This window comes from Symbiopectobacterium purcellii, from assembly GCF_019797845.1.
Classification (GTDB): Bacteria; Pseudomonadota; Gammaproteobacteria; order Enterobacterales; family Enterobacteriaceae; genus Symbiopectobacterium; species Symbiopectobacterium purcellii.
The window spans coordinates 1223338-1244351 of sequence record NZ_CP081864.1 but is presented as its reverse complement, the minus strand read 5'-3'; the positions used below and the strand labels follow the sequence as shown (position 1 = coordinate 1244351).

17 protein-coding genes and 1 pseudogene are annotated in these 21014 nt (G+C 52.5%); 15 read left to right on the top strand and 3 right to left on the bottom strand.

Annotated features, from left to right (window positions below):
• The first annotated feature begins 217 nt into the window (after positions 1 to 217).
• From ubiG to ybaK, 15 genes and pseudogenes are all read left to right on the top strand, one after another.
• Positions 218 to 940 (top strand): bifunctional 2-polyprenyl-6-hydroxyphenol methylase/3-demethylubiquinol 3-O-methyltransferase UbiG, encoded by a 723-nt coding sequence (gene ubiG / locus K6K13_RS05830; RefSeq protein WP_222159930.1) that lies wholly within the window; start codon positions 218 to 220, stop codon positions 938 to 940.
• Positions 941 to 1363: 423 nt separating this feature from the next.
• A complete protein-coding gene (gene nrdA, locus K6K13_RS05825; RefSeq protein WP_222159929.1) occupies positions 1364 to 3649 on the top strand; it encodes a class 1a ribonucleoside-diphosphate reductase subunit alpha in 2286 nt (761 codons plus the stop codon).
• Between the two features lie 87 nt (positions 3650 to 3736).
• Positions 3737 to 4867, top strand: a complete 1131-nt coding sequence (nrdB, locus tag K6K13_RS05820) for a class Ia ribonucleoside-diphosphate reductase subunit beta (protein WP_222159928.1) — start codon at positions 3737 to 3739, stop codon at positions 4865 to 4867.
• A 4-nt stretch (positions 4868 to 4871) separates the two neighbouring features.
• Positions 4872 to 5132 (top strand): class I ribonucleotide reductase maintenance protein YfaE, encoded by a 261-nt coding sequence (yfaE, locus tag K6K13_RS05815; RefSeq protein ID WP_222159927.1) that lies wholly within the window; start codon positions 4872 to 4874, stop codon positions 5130 to 5132.
• A gap of 397 nt (positions 5133 to 5529) precedes the next feature.
• Positions 5530 to 7557 (top strand): annotated as a pseudogene (locus K6K13_RS05810) (type VI secretion system Vgr family protein).
• Complete coding sequence (locus tag K6K13_RS05805) at positions 7554 to 8351, top strand: DUF4123 domain-containing protein (protein ID WP_222159926.1); 798 nt, start codon at positions 7554 to 7556, stop codon at positions 8349 to 8351. Before K6K13_RS05810 ends, K6K13_RS05805 begins: the two are co-directional and overlap by 4 nt.
• Positions 8351 to 10345 (top strand): T6SS phospholipase effector Tle1-like catalytic domain-containing protein, encoded by a 1995-nt coding sequence (locus K6K13_RS05800; protein ID WP_222159925.1) that lies wholly within the window; start codon positions 8351 to 8353, stop codon positions 10343 to 10345. Before K6K13_RS05805 ends, K6K13_RS05800 begins: the two co-directional genes overlap by 1 nt.
• Positions 10345 to 11055: a DUF2931 family protein gene (locus tag K6K13_RS05795; protein WP_222159924.1), complete on the top strand. Its 711-nt coding sequence runs from the start codon at positions 10345 to 10347 to the stop codon at positions 11053 to 11055. Before K6K13_RS05800 ends, K6K13_RS05795 begins: the two co-directional genes overlap by 1 nt.
• Before the next feature lie 18 nt (positions 11056 to 11073).
• On the top strand, positions 11074 to 11340 hold the full coding sequence (locus tag K6K13_RS05790) for a type VI secretion system PAAR protein (protein ID WP_222159923.1): 267 nt from the start codon (positions 11074 to 11076) through the stop codon (positions 11338 to 11340).
• Positions 11341 to 11449: 109 nt separating this feature from the next.
• Positions 11450 to 11872, top strand: coding sequence for a tetratricopeptide repeat protein (locus K6K13_RS05785; protein ID WP_222159922.1), 423 nt, complete (start codon positions 11450 to 11452; stop codon positions 11870 to 11872).
• A 414-nt stretch (positions 11873 to 12286) separates the two neighbouring features.
• The gene (locus tag K6K13_RS05780) at positions 12287 to 13951 is read left to right on the top strand and encodes a methyl-accepting chemotaxis protein (RefSeq protein ID WP_222159921.1); all 1665 of its coding nucleotides are present in this window, start codon (positions 12287 to 12289) and stop codon (positions 13949 to 13951) included.
• A 213-nt stretch (positions 13952 to 14164) separates the two neighbouring features.
• Positions 14165 to 15088 (top strand): SPFH domain-containing protein, encoded by a 924-nt coding sequence (locus K6K13_RS05775; RefSeq protein WP_222159920.1) that lies wholly within the window; start codon positions 14165 to 14167, stop codon positions 15086 to 15088.
• Positions 15078 to 15536, top strand: a complete 459-nt coding sequence (locus K6K13_RS05770; RefSeq protein WP_222159919.1) for an NfeD family protein — start codon at positions 15078 to 15080, stop codon at positions 15534 to 15536. Before K6K13_RS05775 ends, K6K13_RS05770 begins: the two co-directional genes overlap by 11 nt.
• 114 nt (positions 15537 to 15650) lie before the next feature.
• The gene (locus tag K6K13_RS05765; RefSeq protein WP_222160983.1) at positions 15651 to 16466 is read left to right on the top strand and encodes a TraB/GumN family protein; all 816 of its coding nucleotides are present in this window, start codon (positions 15651 to 15653) and stop codon (positions 16464 to 16466) included.
• 28 nt (positions 16467 to 16494) lie between these two features.
• Positions 16495 to 16974 (top strand): Cys-tRNA(Pro)/Cys-tRNA(Cys) deacylase YbaK, encoded by a 480-nt coding sequence (ybaK, locus tag K6K13_RS05760; protein ID WP_222159918.1) that lies wholly within the window; start codon positions 16495 to 16497, stop codon positions 16972 to 16974.
• Positions 16975 to 17116: 142 nt separating this feature from the next.
• Here the strand turns inward: ybaK and K6K13_RS05755 are convergent, their stop codons facing one another.
• From K6K13_RS05755 to ushA, 3 genes are all read right to left on the bottom strand, one after another.
• Positions 17117 to 17335 (bottom strand): hypothetical protein, encoded by a 219-nt coding sequence (locus K6K13_RS05755; protein ID WP_222159917.1) that lies wholly within the window; start codon positions 17333 to 17335, stop codon positions 17117 to 17119.
• Between the two features lie 38 nt (positions 17336 to 17373).
• On the bottom strand, positions 17374 to 18759 hold the full coding sequence (locus K6K13_RS05750) for a glycoside hydrolase family 28 protein (RefSeq protein ID WP_222159916.1): 1386 nt from the start codon (positions 18757 to 18759) through the stop codon (positions 17374 to 17376).
• A gap of 227 nt (positions 18760 to 18986) precedes the next feature.
• Positions 18987 to 20639, bottom strand: a complete 1653-nt coding sequence (ushA, locus tag K6K13_RS05745) for a bifunctional UDP-sugar hydrolase/5'-nucleotidase UshA (protein ID WP_222159915.1) — start codon at positions 20637 to 20639, stop codon at positions 18987 to 18989.
• Positions 20640 to 21014: the final 375 nt, after the last annotated feature.

Sequence of the window (21014 nt, the reverse complement as noted above, 5' to 3'; positions counted from 1 at the left end):
GCCGCTATCCCTCTATTAATGCATCAACCCGAGTTCAAAAGGTGGAAAATGATAGCACAAAACCCACCTCACAGGGAAAATACGCGCACCAGTAATGACGCTTTTCTTTCATTCCCCCCCTTTCCCGTCGCCACGGCGAAAAGGAGAATCGCTACTACATCCTGCCTGCACCCGATATACTTACCGCAGATGAGAATAACAAAAGGTTGTATACCGCATGAACGCAGAAACACAGACACAGAATGTCGATCATGATGAAATTGCCAAGTTTGAAGCCGTCGCCTCGCGCTGGTGGGATCTGGAAGGCGAGTTCAAACCGCTGCACCGCATCAACCCGCTGCGACTTGACTACATCGCGCGCCGCGCCGATGGGCTGTTTGGCAAGCAGGTGCTGGATGTCGGCTGCGGCGGCGGCATTCTGGCTGAGAGCATGGCGCGCGAAGGGGCAGAGGTGACCGGATTGGACATGGGTGCCGAACCGTTGCAGGTTGCCCGACTGCACGCGCTGGAGAGCGGTGTCAGCGTGCAGTATGTGCAGGAAACCGTGGAGTCTCACGCGGCGGCACACGCCGGGCGCTATGACGTGGTGACCTGTATGGAGATGCTGGAACATGTGCCAGATCCGCAATCAGTGGTGCGCGCCTGCGCCGCGTTGGTCAAACCCGGTGGACACGTGTTCTTCTCTACCATCAACCGTAATGCCAAAGCCTGGCTGTTGATGATTTTCGGCGCCGAATATGTGCTGAAAATGGTGCCTAAAGGCACCCATGACGCGAAAAAATTTATTCGCCCGGCAGAGTTGCTGGACTGGGTGGACGGCACCTCACTGGCGGAACAGCACATCACCGGTCTGCACTATAATCCGCTGCGCGATCGTTTTACGCTGGGCCCTAATGTGGACGTGAACTATATGCTGCATACGCAGCGCGATGCTGAATAAGCCAGCGTTGGCTGGCTTCACCGCTTGCCTTTACAACGCAGATTGGTGATATCGTCGCCAATCTGCCATTCCCTCTTCAGTCATAACCTTAGACGCTGATCAAATTAAGAATTTTCTGTGCGCGGAAAAAAGCGGCAACCGATCAATTTTTTATTTTTTTATCCCCATCCATTGACAAAAGTTAAGGCCGCAACGCTACAGGCGTTTAGCCACTGTGTAACAATTCCTCCCCATGTTATCCACAATTTCAGTGTGTTTTGTTCACTTGCAATAGCCGAAAATTCTCACTATCTTGTTATCATTCTAAACTAAACCCCCTATATGTAGTGTTTCCTCCACACACCGCAGCACTAGACTGTTGTGTGCGTTTTCGATCCGGGAAAACACTATTGCAATAGGAAACACGGATAGGTACTACACCACATGAACCAGAGCCTGCTAGTAACCAAACGCGATGGCAGCAAAGAACGCATCAATCTGGACAAGATTCACCGGGTGATTACCTGGGCAGCAGAAGGCCTGCACAATGTGTCAGTGTCTCAAGTCGAGCTGCGCTCCCACATTCAGTTTTATGACGGCATCAAGACCGCCGATATTCATGAAACCATTATTAAAGCTGCCGCCGATCTGATTTCACGCGACAGCCCGGACTACCAATATCTGGCCGCGCGTTTGGCCATTTTCCACTTGCGCAAAAAAGCGTACGGCCAGTTTGAGCCGCCGACGTTATTCGATCACGTCACCAAAATGGTGGAACTGGGCAAATACGATACCCACTTATTGCAGGACTACACGCCAGAAGAGTTCGCTCAGATGGACGCTTTCATCGATCACTGGCGCGACATGACCTTCTCTTACGCTGCGGTCAAGCAGTTGGAAGGGAAATATCTGGTGCAAAACCGCGTCACCGGTGACATCTACGAAAGCGCCCAGTTCCTGTATGTACTGGTGGCAGCCTGTCTGTTCTCCGGTTACCCGCGCGAAACGCGTCTGGATTACGTCAAACGCTTCTATGACGCGATTTCTACTTTCAAGATTTCGCTGCCAACGCCGATCATGTCCGGCGTGCGTACCCCGACCCGCCAGTTCAGTTCCTGCGTGTTGATCGAGTGCGGCGACAGCCTGGATTCCATCAACGCCACCTCCAGCGCTATCGTGAAATACGTTTCACAGCGTGCCGGTATCGGCATTAACGCCGGTCGTATCCGTGCGCTGGGTAGCCCGATTCGCGGTGGTGAAGCGTTCCATACTGGCTGTATTCCGTTTTATAAACATTTCCAGACCGCGGTGAAATCCTGCTCACAGGGCGGCGTGCGCGGCGGTGCGGCAACGCTGTTTTACCCGCTGTGGCATCTGGAAGTGGAAAGCCTGCTGGTGCTGAAAAACAACCGTGGTGTGGAAGGCAACCGCGTCCGTCACCTCGATTACGGCGTGCAGTTGAACAAGCTGATGTATCAGCGCCTGGTCAAAGGGCAAGAAATTACCCTGTTCAGCCCCTCTGACGTGCCCGGCCTGTATGACGCGTTTTTCGCCGATCAGGACGAGTTCGAACGCTTGTATCAGCAGTATGAAAAAGATGACAGCATCCGCAAGAAATCCATGAAAGCGGTCGATCTGTTCTCGCTGATGATGCAAGAGCGCGCCTCTACAGGCCGTATCTACATTCAGCACGTCGATCACTGCAACACCCACAGCCCGTTTGAACCGACCATCGCACCGGTGCGTCAGTCCAACCTGTGTCTGGAAATTGCGCTGCCAACCCATCCTCTGGAAGACGTCAACGATGAAAAAGGCGAGATCGCGCTCTGCACCCTCTCCGCATTCAACCTTGGCGCATTGAATAGCCTGGATGATTTGGAAGATCTGGCACGCCTGGCAGTCCGTGCGCTGGACGCCCTGTTGGACTATCAGGATTACCCGATTCTGGCGGCCAAACGCGGTGCCATGGGCCGCCGCACGCTCGGCATCGGTGTTATCAACTTTGCCTACTATCTGGCGAAAAACGGCGTGCGCTACTCCGATGGCAGCGCCAACAACCTGACGCACAAAACCTTTGAAGCCATTCAGTACTACCTGCTGCAAGCCTCAAACGAGCTGGCGCGCGAACAGGGTGCCTGCCCGTGGTTTGACCAAACCACCTATGCCCGTGGCGTGCTGCCTATTGACACCTACAAGCGCGATCTGGACGGCATTTGCAGCGAACCGTTGCATTATGATTGGGAAGCACTGCGCGACAGTATCAAAACGCACGGTCTGCGTAACTCCACGCTCTCCGCGTTGATGCCATCGGAAACCTCGTCACAAATTTCCAACGCCACCAACGGGATTGAACCACCGCGCGGACATATCAGTATCAAGGCGTCGAAAGACGGTATTCTGCGCCAGGTGGTGCCGGATTATGAAACCCTTAAGGATGCCTACGAGTTACTGTGGGAAATGCCGAACAACGACGGCTATCTGCAACTTGTTGGACTGATGCAGAAGTTTGTCGATCAGGCTATTTCTGCCAACACCAACTACGATCCGGCGCGCTTCCCGTCAGGAAAAGTGCCGATGAAACAGTTGCTGACTGACTTGCTCACCGCCTATAAATTTGGGTTAAAAACGCTGTATTATCAAAACACCCGTGACGGCGCGGAAGACGTTCAGGAAGATATCCTGACCGACGCACAGGATGACGGCTGCGAAGGCGGTGCCTGCAAGATTTAAACCGTTTCCCGCATAGGATATTGTTTACGTAAGTTTTTTTCAGGAGGCGGTCAAACGCCTCCTGTCCCTTTTTGGAGATACAGCCCTATGGCTTATACCACCTTCTCACAGAATAAAAACGATCAGCTTCTGGAACCAATGTTCTTTGGTCAGTCCGTTAACGTAGCGCGTTACGATCAGCAAAAATATGAGATATTCGAGAAGCTGATCGAAAAACAGCTCTCTTTTTTCTGGCGTCCGGAAGAGGTGGATGTGTCTCGCGATCGCATCGACTATCAGGCGCTGCCGGAACATGAAAAGCACATATTCATCAGCAATCTGAAATACCAAACGCTGCTGGACTCCATTCAAGGACGCAGCCCTAACGTCGCATTATTACCGCTGATATCCATCCCTGAATTGGAAACCTGGATAGAAACCTGGGCATTCTCAGAAACCATTCATTCCCGTTCCTATACCCATATCATCCGCAATATTGTCAACGCTCCGGCACTGGTGTTCGATGATATCGTCACCAATGAAGAGATTCTGAAACGTGCAAAAGACATCTCTGCTTTCTATGACGATCTGATCGAACTGACCAGCTATTACCATCTGCTGGGAGAAGGCACGCATCAGGTGAACGGTAAAACCGTCACCGTAAATCTGCACGCCTTGAAAAAACAGCTCTATCTGTGCCTGATGAGCGTCAACGCATTGGAGGCCATTCGTTTTTATGTCAGTTTCGCCTGCTCATTCGCCTTTGCCGAACGTGAACTGATGGAAGGCAATGCCAAAATTATCAAACTGATCGCCCGCGATGAAGCGCTGCACCTGACCGGCACCCAGCATATGCTGAACCTGATGCGCTCCGGCCAGGACGATCCGGAAATGGCGCAAATCGCCGAAGAGTGCCAGCAGGAATGCTACGACCTGTTTGTGCTGGCGGCACAGCAGGAGAAAGAGTGGGCGGAATACCTGTTCCGCGACGGCTCGATGATTGGCCTGAACAAAGACATCCTCTGTCAGTACGTTGAATACATCACCAATATCCGCATGCAGGCGGTGGGGTTGCCATTGCCGTTCCAAACGCGCACTAACCCAATTCCGTGGATTAATGCCTGGCTGGTCTCTGACAACGTGCAGGTTGCTCCGCAGGAAGTGGAAGTGAGTTCTTATCTGGTCGGCCAAATTGATTCTGAAATCAACGCCGATGACCTGAGTGACTTCCAGCTCTAAGCCAATGAGCACCTCAACCATCACACTGCGCGTCTCGGGCGCGCAGCTAGCCAACAACGACAGTGCCACCTCGTTACTCGACGTGCTGGAACAACACCGCGTGCCGGTGGAATATCAGTGCCGCTCGGGCTATTGCGGTGCCTGCCGTTTACGGCTGGTGAAAGGCCGCGTCGCCTATCGCCAAACGCCCCTTGCCTGTGTACAGCAAGATGAAATCTTGCCCTGCTGCTGCATGCCTGTAAATGATATTGAATTGGAGTTGTAAGCGTTCGATATACTCGGTGCAATGCTCAAAATGCGCTGCGCCGTGACGCTCATGAGTCCAACGCCCTTTCAGAATAAATGCGCACTCTGCGCAATTTCTTGCTCACTTCCTGGCATAAATCACTTTCTGCGCAATGTTTGCAAATGATTCACGAGGTCTGCGCAACTTCTTGCGCAAAATTGACATTCGCACCTCAGCAATAGATTAATTATCAATAAAAACAATACATTAAAAAACGGCATGGTTTTTGCCTGTCTCTCGAAAGCGTCTGTCCAAAGGGATAGCGCCGCTAACCCGGCCCCGTGCCGGTTTTTTTGTTCCATACGGCCCTTAGTTCTGCCAGCCCAGACCTGAGCGCAGATGCGGTTTTGATCATGGGGAAACAAGGGGAACAACGTTGGCAAACAGCACAGGATTGCAGTTCACGGTCAAGATCGGCGGATTACCTGAATCCACCTTTGCCGTGGTGGATTTTCAGCTCGACGAGGCATTAAATCAGCCGTTTACCCTGTTGTTGAATCTGGCGAGTCCTCAGCCGGATATCAACTTTGATGATGTCCTCGACCACGTCTGCGAGTTGTACATCTGGTACCAAGGGAACCTACAGCGACGGATCAATGGGATAGTCAGCACCTTTGCCCAGGGTGATACCGGTTTTCGCCGCACGCGTTATCAGGTGCGAGTGCGCCCTGCACTATGGCGGCTAAGTTTACGTACTAATGCGCGTATCTTTCAGTCACAGAAACCGCACGAGATTATCAGTATCCTGCTGCAAGAAGCGGGAATCAGTGATTATGCCTTTGCGCTACGCGACGAGCATGCCCCACGCGAATACTGCGTGCAGTATCGCGAAACCGATCTGGCGTTTATCACCCGGCTGGCGGCAGAGGAAGGGATGTACTTCTTTCACGAGTTTTAAGCTGGCAAACACCGTGTGGTATTCGCTGATGATGCCAGAGCGCTGGCAGCGGGCCCTGAGCTATTTTTCAATCTTGCGGCAAAGGGGTTGAGTGAAGGGGAATATGTTCGGCGTTTTCGCTATACCGAATCCGTCAGCACCGCAGAAGTGGAACTAAAAGACTACAGCTTCAAAACACCTGCTTATGGATTGTCACACAAAAAGAGAAGCGGCGATCTGGCGCATCAGCAGGAGAGCTACCAACACTTCGACTATCCCGGACGGTTTAAGCAGGACCCGAGTGGTAAAGCGTTGACGGGCTATCGGCTGGATGCATTACGTGCTGGCGCGATGACGGGCACTGGCGAATCCAACGCAGCGGCATTGATGCCGGGCTGCCGTTTCTCACTGACCGAGCACCCTAACCCTGAGCTCAACACCGACTGGCAACTGGTGGCCCTTACCCATCAGGGGCAACAACCGCAGGCACTGGAAGAAGAGAGTGGCGGTGAGCCCACCACTTACACCAACAGCTTTGACGTGATTAATGCCAACACCACCTGGCGCGTTGTCTTACCCTATAAACCGATGGTGGATGGCCCGCAAATCGCCACGGTGGTTGGTCCTGCTGGGGAAGAAATCTACTGTGATGAACACGGCCGGGTGAAACTGCAATTCCCGTGGGACAGATACGGTTCCAGCGATGACCAGAGTTCGTGCTGGGTGCGGGTAAGTCAGGGCTGGGCGGGTAGTCAGTATGGCATGATTGCCATCCCGCGTATTGGTCATGAGGTGATCGTCAGTTTTCTTGAAGGGGACCCCGATCAGCCCATCGTAACGGGCAGAACCTATCATGCTACCCAGCGCCCTCCTTATGACCTGCCGACCCACAAAACCCGTACCGTATTGCGTACCGAGACACATCAGGGAGAGGGGTTCAATGAACTGCGCTTTGAAGATCAGGCCGGACAGGAGGAAGTCTATCTGCACGCACAAAAGGATCTTAACGCGTGCATTGAGAACGATGTTGTCTGGCACATCCGGCACGATGCCCACGCGGACATTGATAACAACCGCATCACCCGGATTAAAGCCAACGATCACCTGACCGTAGAGAACGAGATGCGCATTCAGGTTACAGGCGATCATTCACTGACGGTGGATGCCTCGATGCACCAAAAACTGGGGCAGGCTTTGCTGGTTGAAGCTGGTCAGGAAGTGCACGTGAAATCCGGGGCAAAAATGGTGCTTGAGGCCGGGGCGGAGTTAACCCTGAAAGTTGGCGGCAGCTTCGTGAAGATTGACCCCAGCGGAGTGACAGTCGTAGGCCCTGCCATCAAGATGAACTCAGGAGGACGTGCAGGCAGCGGCTCTGGCTGGGCGGGACAAAGCCCAGAACTCCCGAGCGGTGTTGTCGTGCCCTCCGCACCGCCCGCGACCTTGCCTGCCCCGGCTATTCATAAAAGCATGGTGTCCATGGCTCCCCTTGCCAAGCCTTGCCAACTCGCCAAGGAAGGTGACGCATGAAGGTGAGTGAGTGGCAAACGCAGCAGAGTGGACACCTGCTTGCCATCGTCGACGGTGCCGCAGATCCCACAGCGGTAACCCGATTTTATGCACTCAGCGACGGGGAAGCCTTTCCGCTGTTTGCCGGTACTGCATTTGGCGATCAAGCGGCGTTGGGGCCCTGGCTGCTGTCTGCACCTTCGCCTGAGTTTGTTTCGGGCTCACCGGCGTCAAGCGGGTTTTATCTGGTCAGCGACCAGCCGCTCGCGGTTATTCGCCGTCACTGGCAAAGCCTGATCGAAGTGATAAGAGACGGGGAAGCCGTCATATTTCGTTTCGCTGACCCACGTATTTTTTTGCCAATATTGCTCGCTATGACGGCAAACGAGCGGGATGCCATTCTGGGCCCCTGCTCTGGACTCTGGATTGACGGCCACGCGTTTACGCGTAATGCCGCCCTCCCCAGTTCAGTGCCCTTGAAAGCCCCCTGGTTTGCTATCCACTCACACCATCTTGCTGCGCTGTATGACGAAAATCGCCACGCCTATATTCTTCGTCGCCGTTTTTGGCAGGTCATGACCACGATGATGGAGCGACATCCGGATCCCGCCAGCACGATTTTTCCGGTACTCAGACAAGCCAATATCGACAAGCTTCAGGACGATGTACTTGATGGCGTGGTGGCGGGCACCCTAACCGTACAGACAGGGCTGCCACTGGAAAGCATTCGTACGCCGCTGATGTTGACCGAAGCTGAACTGGCACAGATCCGCCACTGGATGGCACAGCACGCTGAATTAACGGGAGTGAATTAATGGCCGCAGATCCGCACTGCATCCCTTGTGAACGTTACGATAACTGGATCGAGATTGATATCCGGGATGAACACAATGTCGCCTTTAAAGGGCTAAAGGCAATATTGACCGATGAAACCAGCAAGTCGCAGACGATCACGCTTAAAGACGGGCCCACGCTGGTACGCGGTTTTGCCGTCGGACCCATCGCGGTAAAACTGGAGACGCCCGCCTGGCTTAAAGCCGCGCAGTCGCGTGAAGCTCTCAAGCAGGGACAGAGCACTGTATCGGCTTATACGGCAGAACGCAGCGGGCATGAGAAAACACCGCGTGAACACCTGAAAGTCACCACCGGCGACCTGTGTCTGACAGCCCCCGAGCCCCCCTTACCTGAAGCGCATCAGGAAGGCAAAGCTGGAGAGGCACGTTTCTTTACCAAACATTCTTATGTGATTGAAGTAAAGGGCTATACGCTCAATGTGTTGCGCATCGGCGTTTTCTTCGATGGTACCGGGAATAACACCAGTAATGCCGAATCCGGCATGAAAAAGGTGGAACAGTGGCTGGCAGAAACCTGTTCAGATCCGGCACAACGTGAGAAAGAGCTGCGTGGCTGTCAGATGGGCCAATTGCCGATCAGTGACAGTTCGGCAAATGACCTTACCAATGTGGGTAAACTGTTTAAACAATACGACATTACTTCTGGTAACTTGATAGCTCATAGTTACATCAGTGGGATTGGTACCCGCGATCCGGTCCCCGGAAATGAGGGTCAGGAATACCGTTCAGATGTGACTTTGGCACTGGCAATGGATCTTAGCGTACTGGGGGAAGATACCTCCATCGTAGGTAAAGTGAATCAGGCCTGTGAACAGGGGATTGTTGCTGGAATTAACGACGATTTAGGGAAAACATTACCTAATATAGAGTGCATCCACCGCATCGTATTTGATGTGTTTGGCTTTAGCCGGGGAGCGGCGGCAGCGCGTCATTTTGTTAACGTTATCGACCAGATGGACGATCATCCGCTGGTGCAGGCCGTGACTAAAGATCCCTCTCTCCGTCTCAAAGCCGGGTTTGACTGGCGCAGCCGGGACGATGTACGTATTGCCTTTTTAGGGCTTTTTGATACGGTGACCTCCTCGTATAACCCCGGGGTCAAGACTCGCTTGCGGGATGACTGTGCCGAACGGGTGGTGCAACTGAAGGCGCTGGATGAGGTTCGCTACCATTTTCCGCTGACGCGCATTACCCCAACGGCGATCGGCACCAGCATTCCGCCCCATTTTACCGAACTGGCCCTGCCGGGTGCCCATTCGGATATCGGTGGCGGGTATTACAGCCGCTGGAGCCTGGCGAACCCGAACAGTGACCCAGCGCTGATCGAATGCATTGAGCTGGAACGTTTTATGAGTCAGGAAGAAACGTCCACCCCTGAAACACAAAGCCGTGCCTTCAAACAGGCGCGGGCCTATGCCGAGGAGAAGGTATCTCTGGGATGGGTTGATCGCATTTGTACGCAGTCGATACGTAGCGCGACACCGCAGGTGGGCGCCATCAGCCTGATCCCTTATGCGTACATGCGCCGGCGCGGAAAGGATGACTCGTGGCCACAGAAAGCGGTCTATGTCGACGTGGTGATGAGTCGGGTGGTGGAAGGGGAATACTCCCGCATTCCGCTGCATATGATGGTGGAAGCGGGGCGTGCTGTGGGGGTGCCATTTAGAATATGGGACTCAACAGTTACCGACCATAGACTTGATTCTGGTGCCGCTAAAGAGCCAATGGCAAATCTCACGGCACTGGATCAACACTGGGCAATGGCCGCCACCGAACAAGGGGTGGTGAAAAACCTGGGGAGTCATTTGGCACCCGAGGTTTACCGGGCATTACGCCGTGACTATGTGCACCACAGCGCCAGGAATCAGGGGATCACCAACCCGGCCAACACCAACAGGCGGGAAGCTTCCGTTAGCAAGGAGCGGCGGCATATCATCGGCAATCAGGAGGTATGATGTTCAGGTCTCTGATTATCTTTATCGGGCTCAGTCTTTCTCTGGTGGCGTGCTCCAGCCCGAAGGCAATAAACCATGTCAGTTGGCGTTATGGTACAGGTAGTAATATTGACATCACGAGCAACACACGAACTGAATTTTTTCGAGATGGAAGGCTTGTCTATTCCGACCAAGGTTCTGGCGGCGGTGCAGGTGGCCTCTTGAGCGATCGCATTAGCGGGCAACGTTACTACTGGGCTGGCGGTGGGGGATTTCCAACCAATGGCGTTCCCGTACCTGACAAAGCATTAATAGAAATGGTCTCCTTCCACGACCGCAAACGCTATCGCATCAAGGTGAATTTACCTGCTAATTTAGCGCAACAGATAACAACGGTTTATCACGTTGAAGGACGCGATGATCGCCGTAACCGTATTTATTTTGGTCTGGCTCCAGGTGGCTACTATGAGGTCGTTTTAATGGGATGGGAACATGGAGCAAGCCCGGATATTTTGCTAACCAGAGGCATTGCCGAGGAAGTCACGGATAATTGGTACGATAAAAAATTTCCAATAGGCGTCAGCCAATATACCGTCACACTCGAAGAATTCGATAAGAAATATGGTGCATTATTTAAGCAATATCCGGTGCCGCAAGGAATGGCCTGGGCCCCGATAATGGATGACTACCGTGCTAAGCAGCCAAGAACCGATCAACACCCGATCCAATAAATACGCCTGGAATAAACAATGGGAAACGCCGTCAAAATAGGCGATAACGATACCGGGCACGGTAGCTATCCGCCAACCTCCGTCGTTACAGGGTCATCAACCGCCAAGGTTGATGGTCTGCCACTGGCCCGACAAGGCGATCCCCTGGCTCCCCACGGACATAGCCGAACCATCAGCGGCGGTTCGTCGAGCGTCTTTGTTGACGGCAAGCCCGCCGCACGCACAGGGGACACCGTTAGCTGCGGTGGCGCGTTAATTGGCGGAGGAAGTGTCACTATCGGTTGATAGGCGTTGGAGCGTGCACACGCTTCGGGAAGCGGTAATTTACTGATAATATTCATTCGGGTAGGCATGCCTGTGGTTTCAACGGCAAAGCGTAATAAAGGTGTTGTAAATGGCGTTAAGGATGAATCGGTTGGTTGTGCTGGCACTCGCCGGCTTTCTGTTGTCGGCTTGTGATAACAATACGCCTGACGCCGCTGAGCAATATGCGTTAGGTAGCGCTTATGATGATGGCGGCACACAACAGATTGATTATGAAAAAGCCAGGTATTGGTATGAGAAATCGTCTGCGCAAGGAAATCTGGATGCGATGAGGGCGCTTGGCTTTATGTACGAAAAGGGCAAGGGGATGGAGGTCAATTACACGAAAGCCATTAAAATCTACACAGAAGCGGCTGAAAAAGGTGATTATCACTCCCATATCAATTTATGGTGGATGTACTCCCAAGGGCTTGGTGTGGAAAAAAACAGCACTGTTGCAGCACAATGGTCTCAAAAGGCCAAGGAGCTAGAGGCGGCAGGAAAAGCTGACTAGGGGGAAATGGTCCCCGCTATTACGGCAGGGGCATAACAACAGCAAATAGTTTAGTCGGTATATTATTTCCAATTTGTATTTATCAGCGTGAATATAATAAATTGAAAAGGTTTATCTCACTCTTATTATTTAAACCCTTTTTTAGGATAAAAACGGTCTAAATCCCCGCATAATTTTACTTATATACTGAGCTAGCCTCCATCGTGCTGTTACGGCAGTTATTCTTGCCTGCACTGCCCGCAGCGGAAAGAAGGACCACATTGTTATACCCGTCATACTTCACGTTGCAGGTGTGTTGGCTGCGTTCGTTCACCCGAATCACTTACCAGTGTAAGCACATCGGGATTCATTCACTTGCCGCCGTCCTGCAGCTCGAATTATTTAGGGTATATAATTCTTATAATAGGGACGATAATGAAATTTTCAGATCTGAAAATCGCCACGCGCCTGGCGATTGGCGCTATCATCAGCCTGCTCATCCTGATTATTTTTGGTATATTGGCCTTTGGCGGGCTTAAAAGCTTCCATGAGCACATCGACGCCGTAGTAAAGAAAAACTACCCTACCGTGATGCTGTCCAACAATGTTATGAGCAGTTTAAATAACGTATTTATTAACCAATCCGCATTCTTTGCCCTGACCGCAGAAAATGATGAAAACAATATCAACACGACGGTTGAACAAATCAAAAAAGACCGCAGCGTTATCGTTAAACATATTACGACGCTCAGCAACTCAGTACAGGACGACGCTGAACTCACAGCTGCGTTAAATACCATCAAGCAGGATTATAGCAAGTTTGCCGACGCCAGCGATGCGCTGCTGAATCTGGCGAAAAACCGCCAGGACATACGTCATCAGGCGCTCGAAGTCACCTGGCCTCTGGGCACTGCGCTCAAAAAAGATATCTCACAGTTCATCAGCAAAGCCGAATATCGCATGTGGCAAGCGGACCAAACGGTGAATCAAAGTTACAGCAGTATTCGCATTGTACTGTTGTGCATTATTCTTGCTGGCGTCGTTATCAGTCTGACGCTGTCCTTCGTGACGGCGCGCAGCGTGGTACTGCCCTTGCAGCAAGCGGTGTCATTGGCAGAGTCCGTTGCACAAGGCAACCTGACACGTTCGATCGCTCATCAGCGTAAAGATGAGACAGGCATTTTATTGAATGCGCTGAACAAGATGACCGCCAATCTCCAGCAGCTCGTCGGGCAACTGCGCGATAGCGCACACAGCATTGCTTCCGCTACCGCACAGATTGCGGCCGGTAACCTGGATCTGTCTGGCCGCACCGAAGAGCAGGCCAGTTCTCTGGAAGAGACGGCCGCATCAATGAACCAACTGGCCGCTACCGTCAAAAACACCGCAGAAAACACTCAACAGGCGAATACGCTGGTGAACGATGCCGCTTTGGAAATGGAAAACAGCGGCAGCAAAATGTCCGATGCCGCCAGCAAAATGCATGAAATCCGTGACTCTGCCAATCACATGGTAGAAATCATCGCCCTGATCGACGGCATTGCTTTCCAAACCAATATATTGGCACTCAACGCCGCCGTTGAAGCAGCGCGTGCAGGTGAGCAGGGTCGAGGGTTTGCCGTGGTTGCCAGCGAAGTGCGTAGTCTTGCGCAGCGTAGCGCCGCCGCGGCAAAAGAGATCAAAGCGCTGATCGACGATGCCGTGCACACCACACAACAAGGGATGGAACTGGTGGAAGGTGCCGAAACATCGATGAAAAACCTCAGCGCCAACGCCTCGCACATGAGCAACATTATGGCGGAAATTGCGCACTCCAGCCGGGAACAAAGCGTCGGGATCGATCAGGTCAACATTGGTGTCGGGCAGCTTGATGCGTCAACACAGCAAAATGCATCGCTGGTGGAAGAAGTCTCTGCGGCTGCACAATCGTTGCAAAATCAAGCGCAGCGCCTGACGGATGCCGTCGCCGTGTTTGTCATTACGCCGACCAGCTCAACGACCGTAGCGTCCCCGACAGCAGCAATGAAAACACCGCGACTGGCTGCTGCAAGTACGGGCTCCACCACCGTATCCTCAAACGATAACTGGACAACCTTTTAATCCAGCCTCTTGCCGGGGCGTATTCGCGCCCCCGCTTGCCTCATCTCTCGTTTTTGCTATTTTCAGATAAAACGCCAATGACAGCGCGCGATTACGCCTACGAAAAGATAGGCTTTATGCACCGACGGCGCTAAAATAACTTTTTCAGGATGAAGAAAAATATAGTTTTATTTCAATAAATTATTTTTAAAACTACCTTTGGAGGTGAAAACCATGCTGAGTGTCATTCCCGTATTGATATTTGTTGCGCTGGTTATTGTATGGTCAGGGATCAAGATCGTGCCGCAAGGTTATCAGTGGACCGTAGAACGCTTTGGCCGCTACACCAAGACACTGATGCCGGGGTTAAACCTGGTGGTGCCGTTCATGGATCGCATTGGTCGCAAAATCAATATGATGGAGCAGGTACTTGAGATCCCCTCCCAGGAAGTGATTTCCAAAGATAACGCCAACGTGACGATTGATGCCATCTGCTTTATTCAGGTGGTGGAAGCGCCACGTGCAGCCTATGAGGTCAGTTCGCTCGAATTGGCGATCAAAAACCTGACTATGACCAACATCCGTACCGTGCTGGGCTCGATGGAGCTGGATGAAATGCTGTCGCAGCGTGACAGCATCAACACTCGCTTGCTGCATATTGTTGATGAAGCCACTGGCCCATGGGGGGTAAAAATTACCCGTATTGAGATCCGCGACGTGCGCCCTCCCGCCGAATTGATCGCCTCGATGAACGCCCAGATGAAAGCCGAACGCACCAAACGTGCCGATATTCTTGAAGCGGAAGGGGTGCGTCAAGCCGCCATTCTCAAAGCAGAAGGTGAAAAACAGTCACAAATTTTGAAAGCCGAAGGGCAACGTCAATCCGCGTTTCTGGAAGCAGAAGCCCGAGAAAGGGCCGCAGAAGCAGAAGCACGCGCCACCCAAATGGTCTCTGATGCCATTGCCTCCGGTAATATTCAGGCCATCAACTACTTTGTGGCACAAAAATATACCGATGCATTGAAAGAGATTGGTTCCGCCGACAACAGCAAAGTTGTCATGATGCCGCTGGATGCCAGCAACCTGATGGGTGCTATCGGCGGTATCGCCGAGTTGATTAAAGATAGCGGAAACGCCCGGAGCCAGCATGGACGTTGAACTGCTGGCTGAGAATGCCCACTGGGTGTGGCTCTCGCTGGGTGGTCTACTGCTGGCAGCTGAGATGCTTGGGGCCAGCGGTTATTTACTGTGGAGCGGCGTGTCTGCCGTTATCATTGGTTTGTTAACCTGGGTATTACCGTTGCCTTGGGCGTGGCAGGGAACGCTGTTTGCCGTGCTGACCATCATCATCGCGCTGCTGTGGTGGTACTGGTTGCGCAGCCGTTCACGCCGGATAACCGATGCCACACTGTTGAACCAACGCAGTCGGCAACTGATAGGGGTACGTGTCACCGTCACCGAAGCGGTTGAGGATGGCATCGGCCGTGCCAGAATCGGAGACAGTACCTGGCGGATCAAGGCAGATGAAGCCCTGCCCGTCGTCACAACCATTGAAGTGATTGCTGTTAATGGCATTACGCTACACGTGCGCGCCCTCAAGAGTTAACCGCCCTCCCCGACTATCCCCACCGGTAACACGGTCGGGGATTTTTCATCCTTATGGCAGTATCCTCGCGCTACATAAGCAGTTAGCATGAACGTTTGTGGTTGATGGAGATATATCATGACGTTACTGCGCCAACTGGCCACGTGGTTGGGATTAGTTTCCCCGGTCACCTATGCCTATCCCGCACTGGATGTTTCTCTGATCAACGGCGGACGCCTGCATTTGGTGGGCAGTATCCATATGGGCAGCCAAGCCATGTCTCCGTTGCCAGAGGTGTTGCTGCAACAATTGCAGCAGTCTACGGCACTGGTGGTAGAAGCCGATATCTCCGATATGGGTTCGCCGTTGCAGGAAGAATACGAGCCCATTCCGCTGGCGGAGCGTCTGGATCCAGAACGCTATCAGCAGTTCCAGCAACACTGTGAGGCACTGGCGCTTAACCTGAACCGCGTTGAGCATCTGCCCGCCTGGCACGCCGCGCTGACGCTCCAGGCGATGCAAGCGCAATCGCTCGGCCTGCGGCCTCACTATGGTATCGATTATCAATTGATTCAGGTCGCCAAAGCGGCAAACATTCCGGTGATTGAGCTTGAAGGACAGCAAGAACAGCTCGCCATGCTGCGACAATTGCCGCAGGGGGGTGTAGCATTGCTGGAAGATACGCTGGATCACTGGCACGTTAATGCGCGTTTGCTTCAGGTGATGACCGGCTGGTGGCTGGAAGGTCCTCCGGCAAAATCCGCTGCTGCGATTCCGGCGACATTCAGCCACGCCTTGTCCGAAGTATTGATGCGTCAACGCAATACCCGTTGGCGCGATCAATTACAGGCACTGCCGAGCGGGCAGTATGTGGTGGCTGTCGGTGCATTGCACCTGTATGGCGACAATAGCCTACCTTCCCTGCTACAACCTGATAGCACTGAGCGATAACGACGGGATTGACTAAGGAACGAGCACCATGACACCCGCAGTAAAACTTCTGGAAAAAAATAAGGTCGCTTTCCAACTTCACAGCTACGACCATGACCCAAACGAAACCAATTTTGGCGAAGAAGCCGCACGTAAGCTGGGATTGAATAAAGAGCAGGTGTACAAAACGCTGCTGGTATCGCTGAACGGCGATGCCAAACATTTGGCTGTAGCCATCACCCCCGTCTCTGGGCAGTTGGATTTAAAGAAGGTGGCGCGAGCCTTTGGCGCCAAAAAAGCGGATATGGCCGACCCGATGCTGGCTCAACGGGTTACGGGTTATCTGGTAGGCGGTATCAGCCCGTTAGGACAGAAAAAATTACTGCCAACTGCCATTGATGAACCCGCACAGCACTTCCCGGTGATTTACGTTTCCGGCGGCAAACGCGGACTGGATATCGGACTCGCGCCCGCCGATTTGGCGAAACTGCTGAAAGCGTCATTTAGTGATATTGCCAAGCGGGATTAGTGAAGGAATTCCGAAGCGCTGACTCAAGTCAGTGATTCGGGGACGGAGCGCGGCCAACGCCGCCACGGCGGGAAGTCCCCCCATTTTTACGCGAAATAATTCACGTTGTGGCAAGGCGGCAAGTGAAGGAATCCCGATGAGCTTACACCAGTAAGTGATTCGGGTGACTGAGTGCGGCCAACGCCGCCACGGCGGGAAGTCCCCCCATTTTTACTCGAAATAATTCGCGTTGTGGCAAGGCGGCAAGCGAAGGAATCCCGATGAGCTTACACCAGTAAGTGATTCGGGTAACTGAGCGCGGCCAACGCCGCCACGGCGGGAAGTATGAAGCGTAAAAGAAGCTGATGGCAGAGGACTCCACGGCCAGTGTGTCCCCTGCCACCGCTTCAAAACGGGTAATTAATCGACCTTAGCCCCTTTTTCGACCAACAGCGTCGGCCCTTGCTTCACGTTAAGGGTTAAGCCTTTGGTTTGCACTTCGGCGTTACGCACGCGGATCCCCTGATCGGCATCGATACGCACGTTGTCAAAATGGAAACCGCTCAAGGGTGCTTCAGGTACGCCAATGATGTACGCAGCAGCTTTGCTTTTGCCGGTTGATTCCAGGTTCTCGATCGTCACATTGCTAAAATGCGGCGTCTTGTATTTATCAAACGGCTGTTTGGCATCGGTATCTGGCGGGTAAATTTGTTCACCCATGGTGAAACCGCCTTCTGCCAGCAGTTTGTCCACTTCGGCTTGCACAATGGGAGCCGCCTTGTAGTAGCCTGCAAACACCAACGGAATATCGACATCGACCATTTTGGTATTGCGGTAGGTGATGTTTTTCACCTCACCGCCTTTACCACGCAGCGTCTTGATACGAATACCGTACATCGAACCTTCGAACTGGTTATTTTCCACCAGTACGTTGTTCACACCACCAGAGGTTTCACTGCCGATAGAAATACCGCGCCCTTGACACAATAAGTTGTTTGCAATATAGATATTGTCGACGACGCCTTCAGGGAAGCGCGCATCGGGCTTCTCTGCCTTGATGGCAATGTGGTCGTCGTTACAGTCGATAAAGTTATTGGTGATGCGAATGTTCTGACTGTCGATAGGATCGATGGCATCGGTATTCGGTGCATGCCAGGGCGACAAAATTTTTGTATTGTTGACATTGACGTCATGCGCGTAACGCATCACTACGTGGAAACTCGGCGAGTGCGTCAGGGTAACACCGTCCACCAATACATTGCTGGAACGGGTGATATAGATTAAACGCGGGCGATCGGTCCCCCCCTTTTTACCCGTGGCACGGATATTGGCACGCCAGCGCTCCCACCACACGGCACCTTGACCATCAATGGTACCTTCACCGGTGATTGCGACGTTCTTGGCATCAGCAACGCTGATAAACGGCAACCAACCATTTTCCGCCTCGGCGTATTTGGTCTGCTCCGTGGCACGATAGGCCGCTTCTTCTGTCGACGCCACAATGGTGGCGTTCTTCGCCAGGTTCAGACGCACATTACTTTTCAGGAACAGTGGGTTGACCAGATAGTTACCTTCCGGCACCAATACTGTACCGCCGCCTGCGGCCGCACAATCATCGATAGCGCGTTGGAATGAATCCGTATTCAATGCAATTTGCAGGCGATGGCCTTCCGCGCCATATTGCGTGACATCACACACCTTGCCATTATCGGTAAAAGTGACAACGGCAGGTAAGGCTGCGGCACCCGCCTGAGAACTGACCGCAATACATGCGCCAAGCAATGACAAAACAAACCCCTTCTTCATTCCAACACCCTCTATTGAAAAGACGTTTTAATAAAATATCAAAGACTTTTCAATAAAAAACAACAACAGATCACGTTTGTGATGCTGAGCGCGCTAAAAATGTTATTGCTAACATTTAACTGTTATATCCATCACAAAAGAGCGATTCACACTCAATGAGCGGCAGATGTAAAAAAAGAGGGCTTGCCAATCCGCAAGCCCTCTTTAATGTTAGCGCGACCATTTTATCAACGGTATTGAATTTCGCCTTTGGGCGCATAGGCCGCTGCATCAAGCGGTGAATGCTGCTCGATATACTGTTTCAACACCTCTGCATCGACAAAACCGGTGTTGACGTAGGTCGGCAAGCCATCCAGACGCGGATAACCATCACCGCCCATCGCATTGAAGTTCAGCGTGGCCATGCGGTAGGTTTTATCCGCCTGCAACGGTTCACCCTTGATTTTCACCTCCTGCACGCCCTGCCCATCTGCCACCAGGCTGACGTTCAGGAATTGGGCATAGGCACCGGAATCCACTTTCTTGTTCGCCACCGCGGCCAGATATTTCTCAACCTCGTTGCCTTTCATATCGACATAGACCAAGGTGTTAGCAAACGGCTGCACTTTCAGCACCGTTTTATAGGTGATATCACCGGGCTGAATGGAATCGCGTATCCCACCGCCGCTCATCACGGCAAAATCCGCATTGGCACGTTCGCGTTGGGCCGATAACAGCAGATGCCCCAGATTGGTTTGATAGAAACGCACCTGCTTGCGATCGCCATCCAGCGTACCATTGACGCTTCCCACCTTCACGTCCAACTGCGCCTGGCCTTTCTCCTGGAACGGCGTCAGCATTTTCACCACGCCATCATCTTGTTTGATCTCCTGGGTATAATAGACGCGCTCGGTGCCGCCACCGGTCTTCTCCACCTTTTTCTTCAGGTTGACCGGAATAAGTTGGTAATGAGCCAGCGTCAGCGTGCCATTTTTGAACGTGAAATCAGCGCGCCCAACATATTTACCCCATTCGTGAGCCTGCACGATCCAAGTACCATTTTGCCGGTCCGGCGCACAGGGGGTACCCGGCACATAATCCACCTGTTTCTTGTTTTCACTCGCCATGCAGACCGGATCTTGTGAGTGACCACCCACAATCATGTCCAGATAGCCTGCCGGCAGGCTACGCGCCATTTCGACATCCCCTGGCGCATTAGAGCCGTGCTGGCCATCGTCATAGTGCCCCATGTGGGTTGCAGCGATAATCACATCGGGTTTTTCGGTGCTACGCAACTGATCGACCACCGATTTCACTTCCGTAGACGGCTTGCGAAACTCAATATCGGTGAAAAATTCCGGGTTACCCAATTTTGCCGTGTCATCCGTGGTCAGGCCGATAACCGCAATCTTGATGCCCTGCTTATCAAACAGCGCATAGGATTTGAACAGACGTTGCTGTGTACTCTTTTGATAGATGTTGGCAGACAACAGCGGGAATGTTGCCCACTTCTCTTGCTGGCGCAAAACAGAGAGTGGATTATCAAACTCATGGTTACCGAGCGCCATGGCATCATAGCCCACCATATTCATGCCACGAAAATCGGGCTCTGCATCCTGCAAGTCAGATTCCGGCACCCCGGTGTTAATATCCCCACCGGACAGCAACAGCACGCTGCCGCCTTTAGCAGCCACCTCCTGACGAATCTGATCCACCAGCGTTTTCTGCGCAGCCAACCCATATTCGCCGTATTCGTTATGCCAGAAATGGCCGTGGTGATCGTTGGTGTGGAGGATGGTGATGTCATAGGTTTTATCTTTTTCCCACGCCAACGTCCCTGCCGAGGTAAAAACCAGCGACATCGCAATAGCACGTCCTAACGCTTTCGTTGCAAAACGCATGGAAACTCTCCGTTAAGTAAACAACCCCTGTTAAAAGAATGCGATAGCAGCCCTCTGCCCGTCCTGGTCTTAGTCAGGTACGCGCAGGTTGAGATCTCCCTCCAGAATAGCGCACTTTTCCCGAACGCTCGATTTCATTTGCACCCTGTGACCTGTATCACAAGAAAAACCGGCGTTACACGTATGAATCACCAGAGAAAGCTGATGAAAACGGTCAGTTCATTTGATTCTGTTGTATTTATGTCATTTACCCCCGCTATTCTAAGGTTTTTAATGCCGAGAAACCGGTTCCTCTCAATGCGTGGGATGAAAATGCAGCATAACAGACATGAGAAAGTATCTTCATGACAGCAATAACGTTGGTTTATCAATGCT

Excerpts from the sequence above, each read along its gene's own strand:
- ubiG (WP_222159930.1), top strand. The coding sequence starts at position 218 with ATGAACGCAGAAACACAGACACAGAATGTCGATCATGATGAAATTGCC.
- nrdA (WP_222159929.1), top strand. The coding sequence starts at position 1,364 with ATGAACCAGAGCCTGCTAGTAACCAAACGCGATGGCAGCAAAGAACGC.
- nrdB (WP_222159928.1), top strand. The coding sequence starts at position 3,737 with ATGGCTTATACCACCTTCTCACAGAATAAAAACGATCAGCTTCTGGAA.
- yfaE (WP_222159927.1), top strand. The coding sequence starts at position 4,872 with ATGAGCACCTCAACCATCACACTGCGCGTCTCGGGCGCGCAGCTAGCC.
- K6K13_RS05805 (WP_222159926.1), top strand. The coding sequence starts at position 7,554 with ATGAAGGTGAGTGAGTGGCAAACGCAGCAGAGTGGACACCTGCTTGCC.
- K6K13_RS05800 (WP_222159925.1), top strand. The coding sequence starts at position 8,351 with ATGGCCGCAGATCCGCACTGCATCCCTTGTGAACGTTACGATAACTGG.
- K6K13_RS05795 (WP_222159924.1), top strand. The coding sequence starts at position 10,345 with ATGTTCAGGTCTCTGATTATCTTTATCGGGCTCAGTCTTTCTCTGGTG.
- K6K13_RS05790 (WP_222159923.1), top strand. The coding sequence starts at position 11,074 with ATGGGAAACGCCGTCAAAATAGGCGATAACGATACCGGGCACGGTAGC.
- K6K13_RS05785 (WP_222159922.1), top strand. The coding sequence starts at position 11,450 with ATGGCGTTAAGGATGAATCGGTTGGTTGTGCTGGCACTCGCCGGCTTT.
- K6K13_RS05780 (WP_222159921.1), top strand. The coding sequence starts at position 12,287 with ATGAAATTTTCAGATCTGAAAATCGCCACGCGCCTGGCGATTGGCGCT.
- K6K13_RS05775 (WP_222159920.1), top strand. The coding sequence starts at position 14,165 with ATGCTGAGTGTCATTCCCGTATTGATATTTGTTGCGCTGGTTATTGTA.
- K6K13_RS05770 (WP_222159919.1), top strand. The coding sequence starts at position 15,078 with ATGGACGTTGAACTGCTGGCTGAGAATGCCCACTGGGTGTGGCTCTCG.
- ybaK (WP_222159918.1), top strand. The coding sequence starts at position 16,495 with ATGACACCCGCAGTAAAACTTCTGGAAAAAAATAAGGTCGCTTTCCAA.
- K6K13_RS05750 (WP_222159916.1), bottom strand. The coding sequence starts at position 18,759 with ATGAAGAAGGGGTTTGTTTTGTCATTGCTTGGCGCATGTATTGCGGTC.
- ushA (WP_222159915.1), bottom strand. The coding sequence starts at position 20,639 with ATGCGTTTTGCAACGAAAGCGTTAGGACGTGCTATTGCGATGTCGCTG.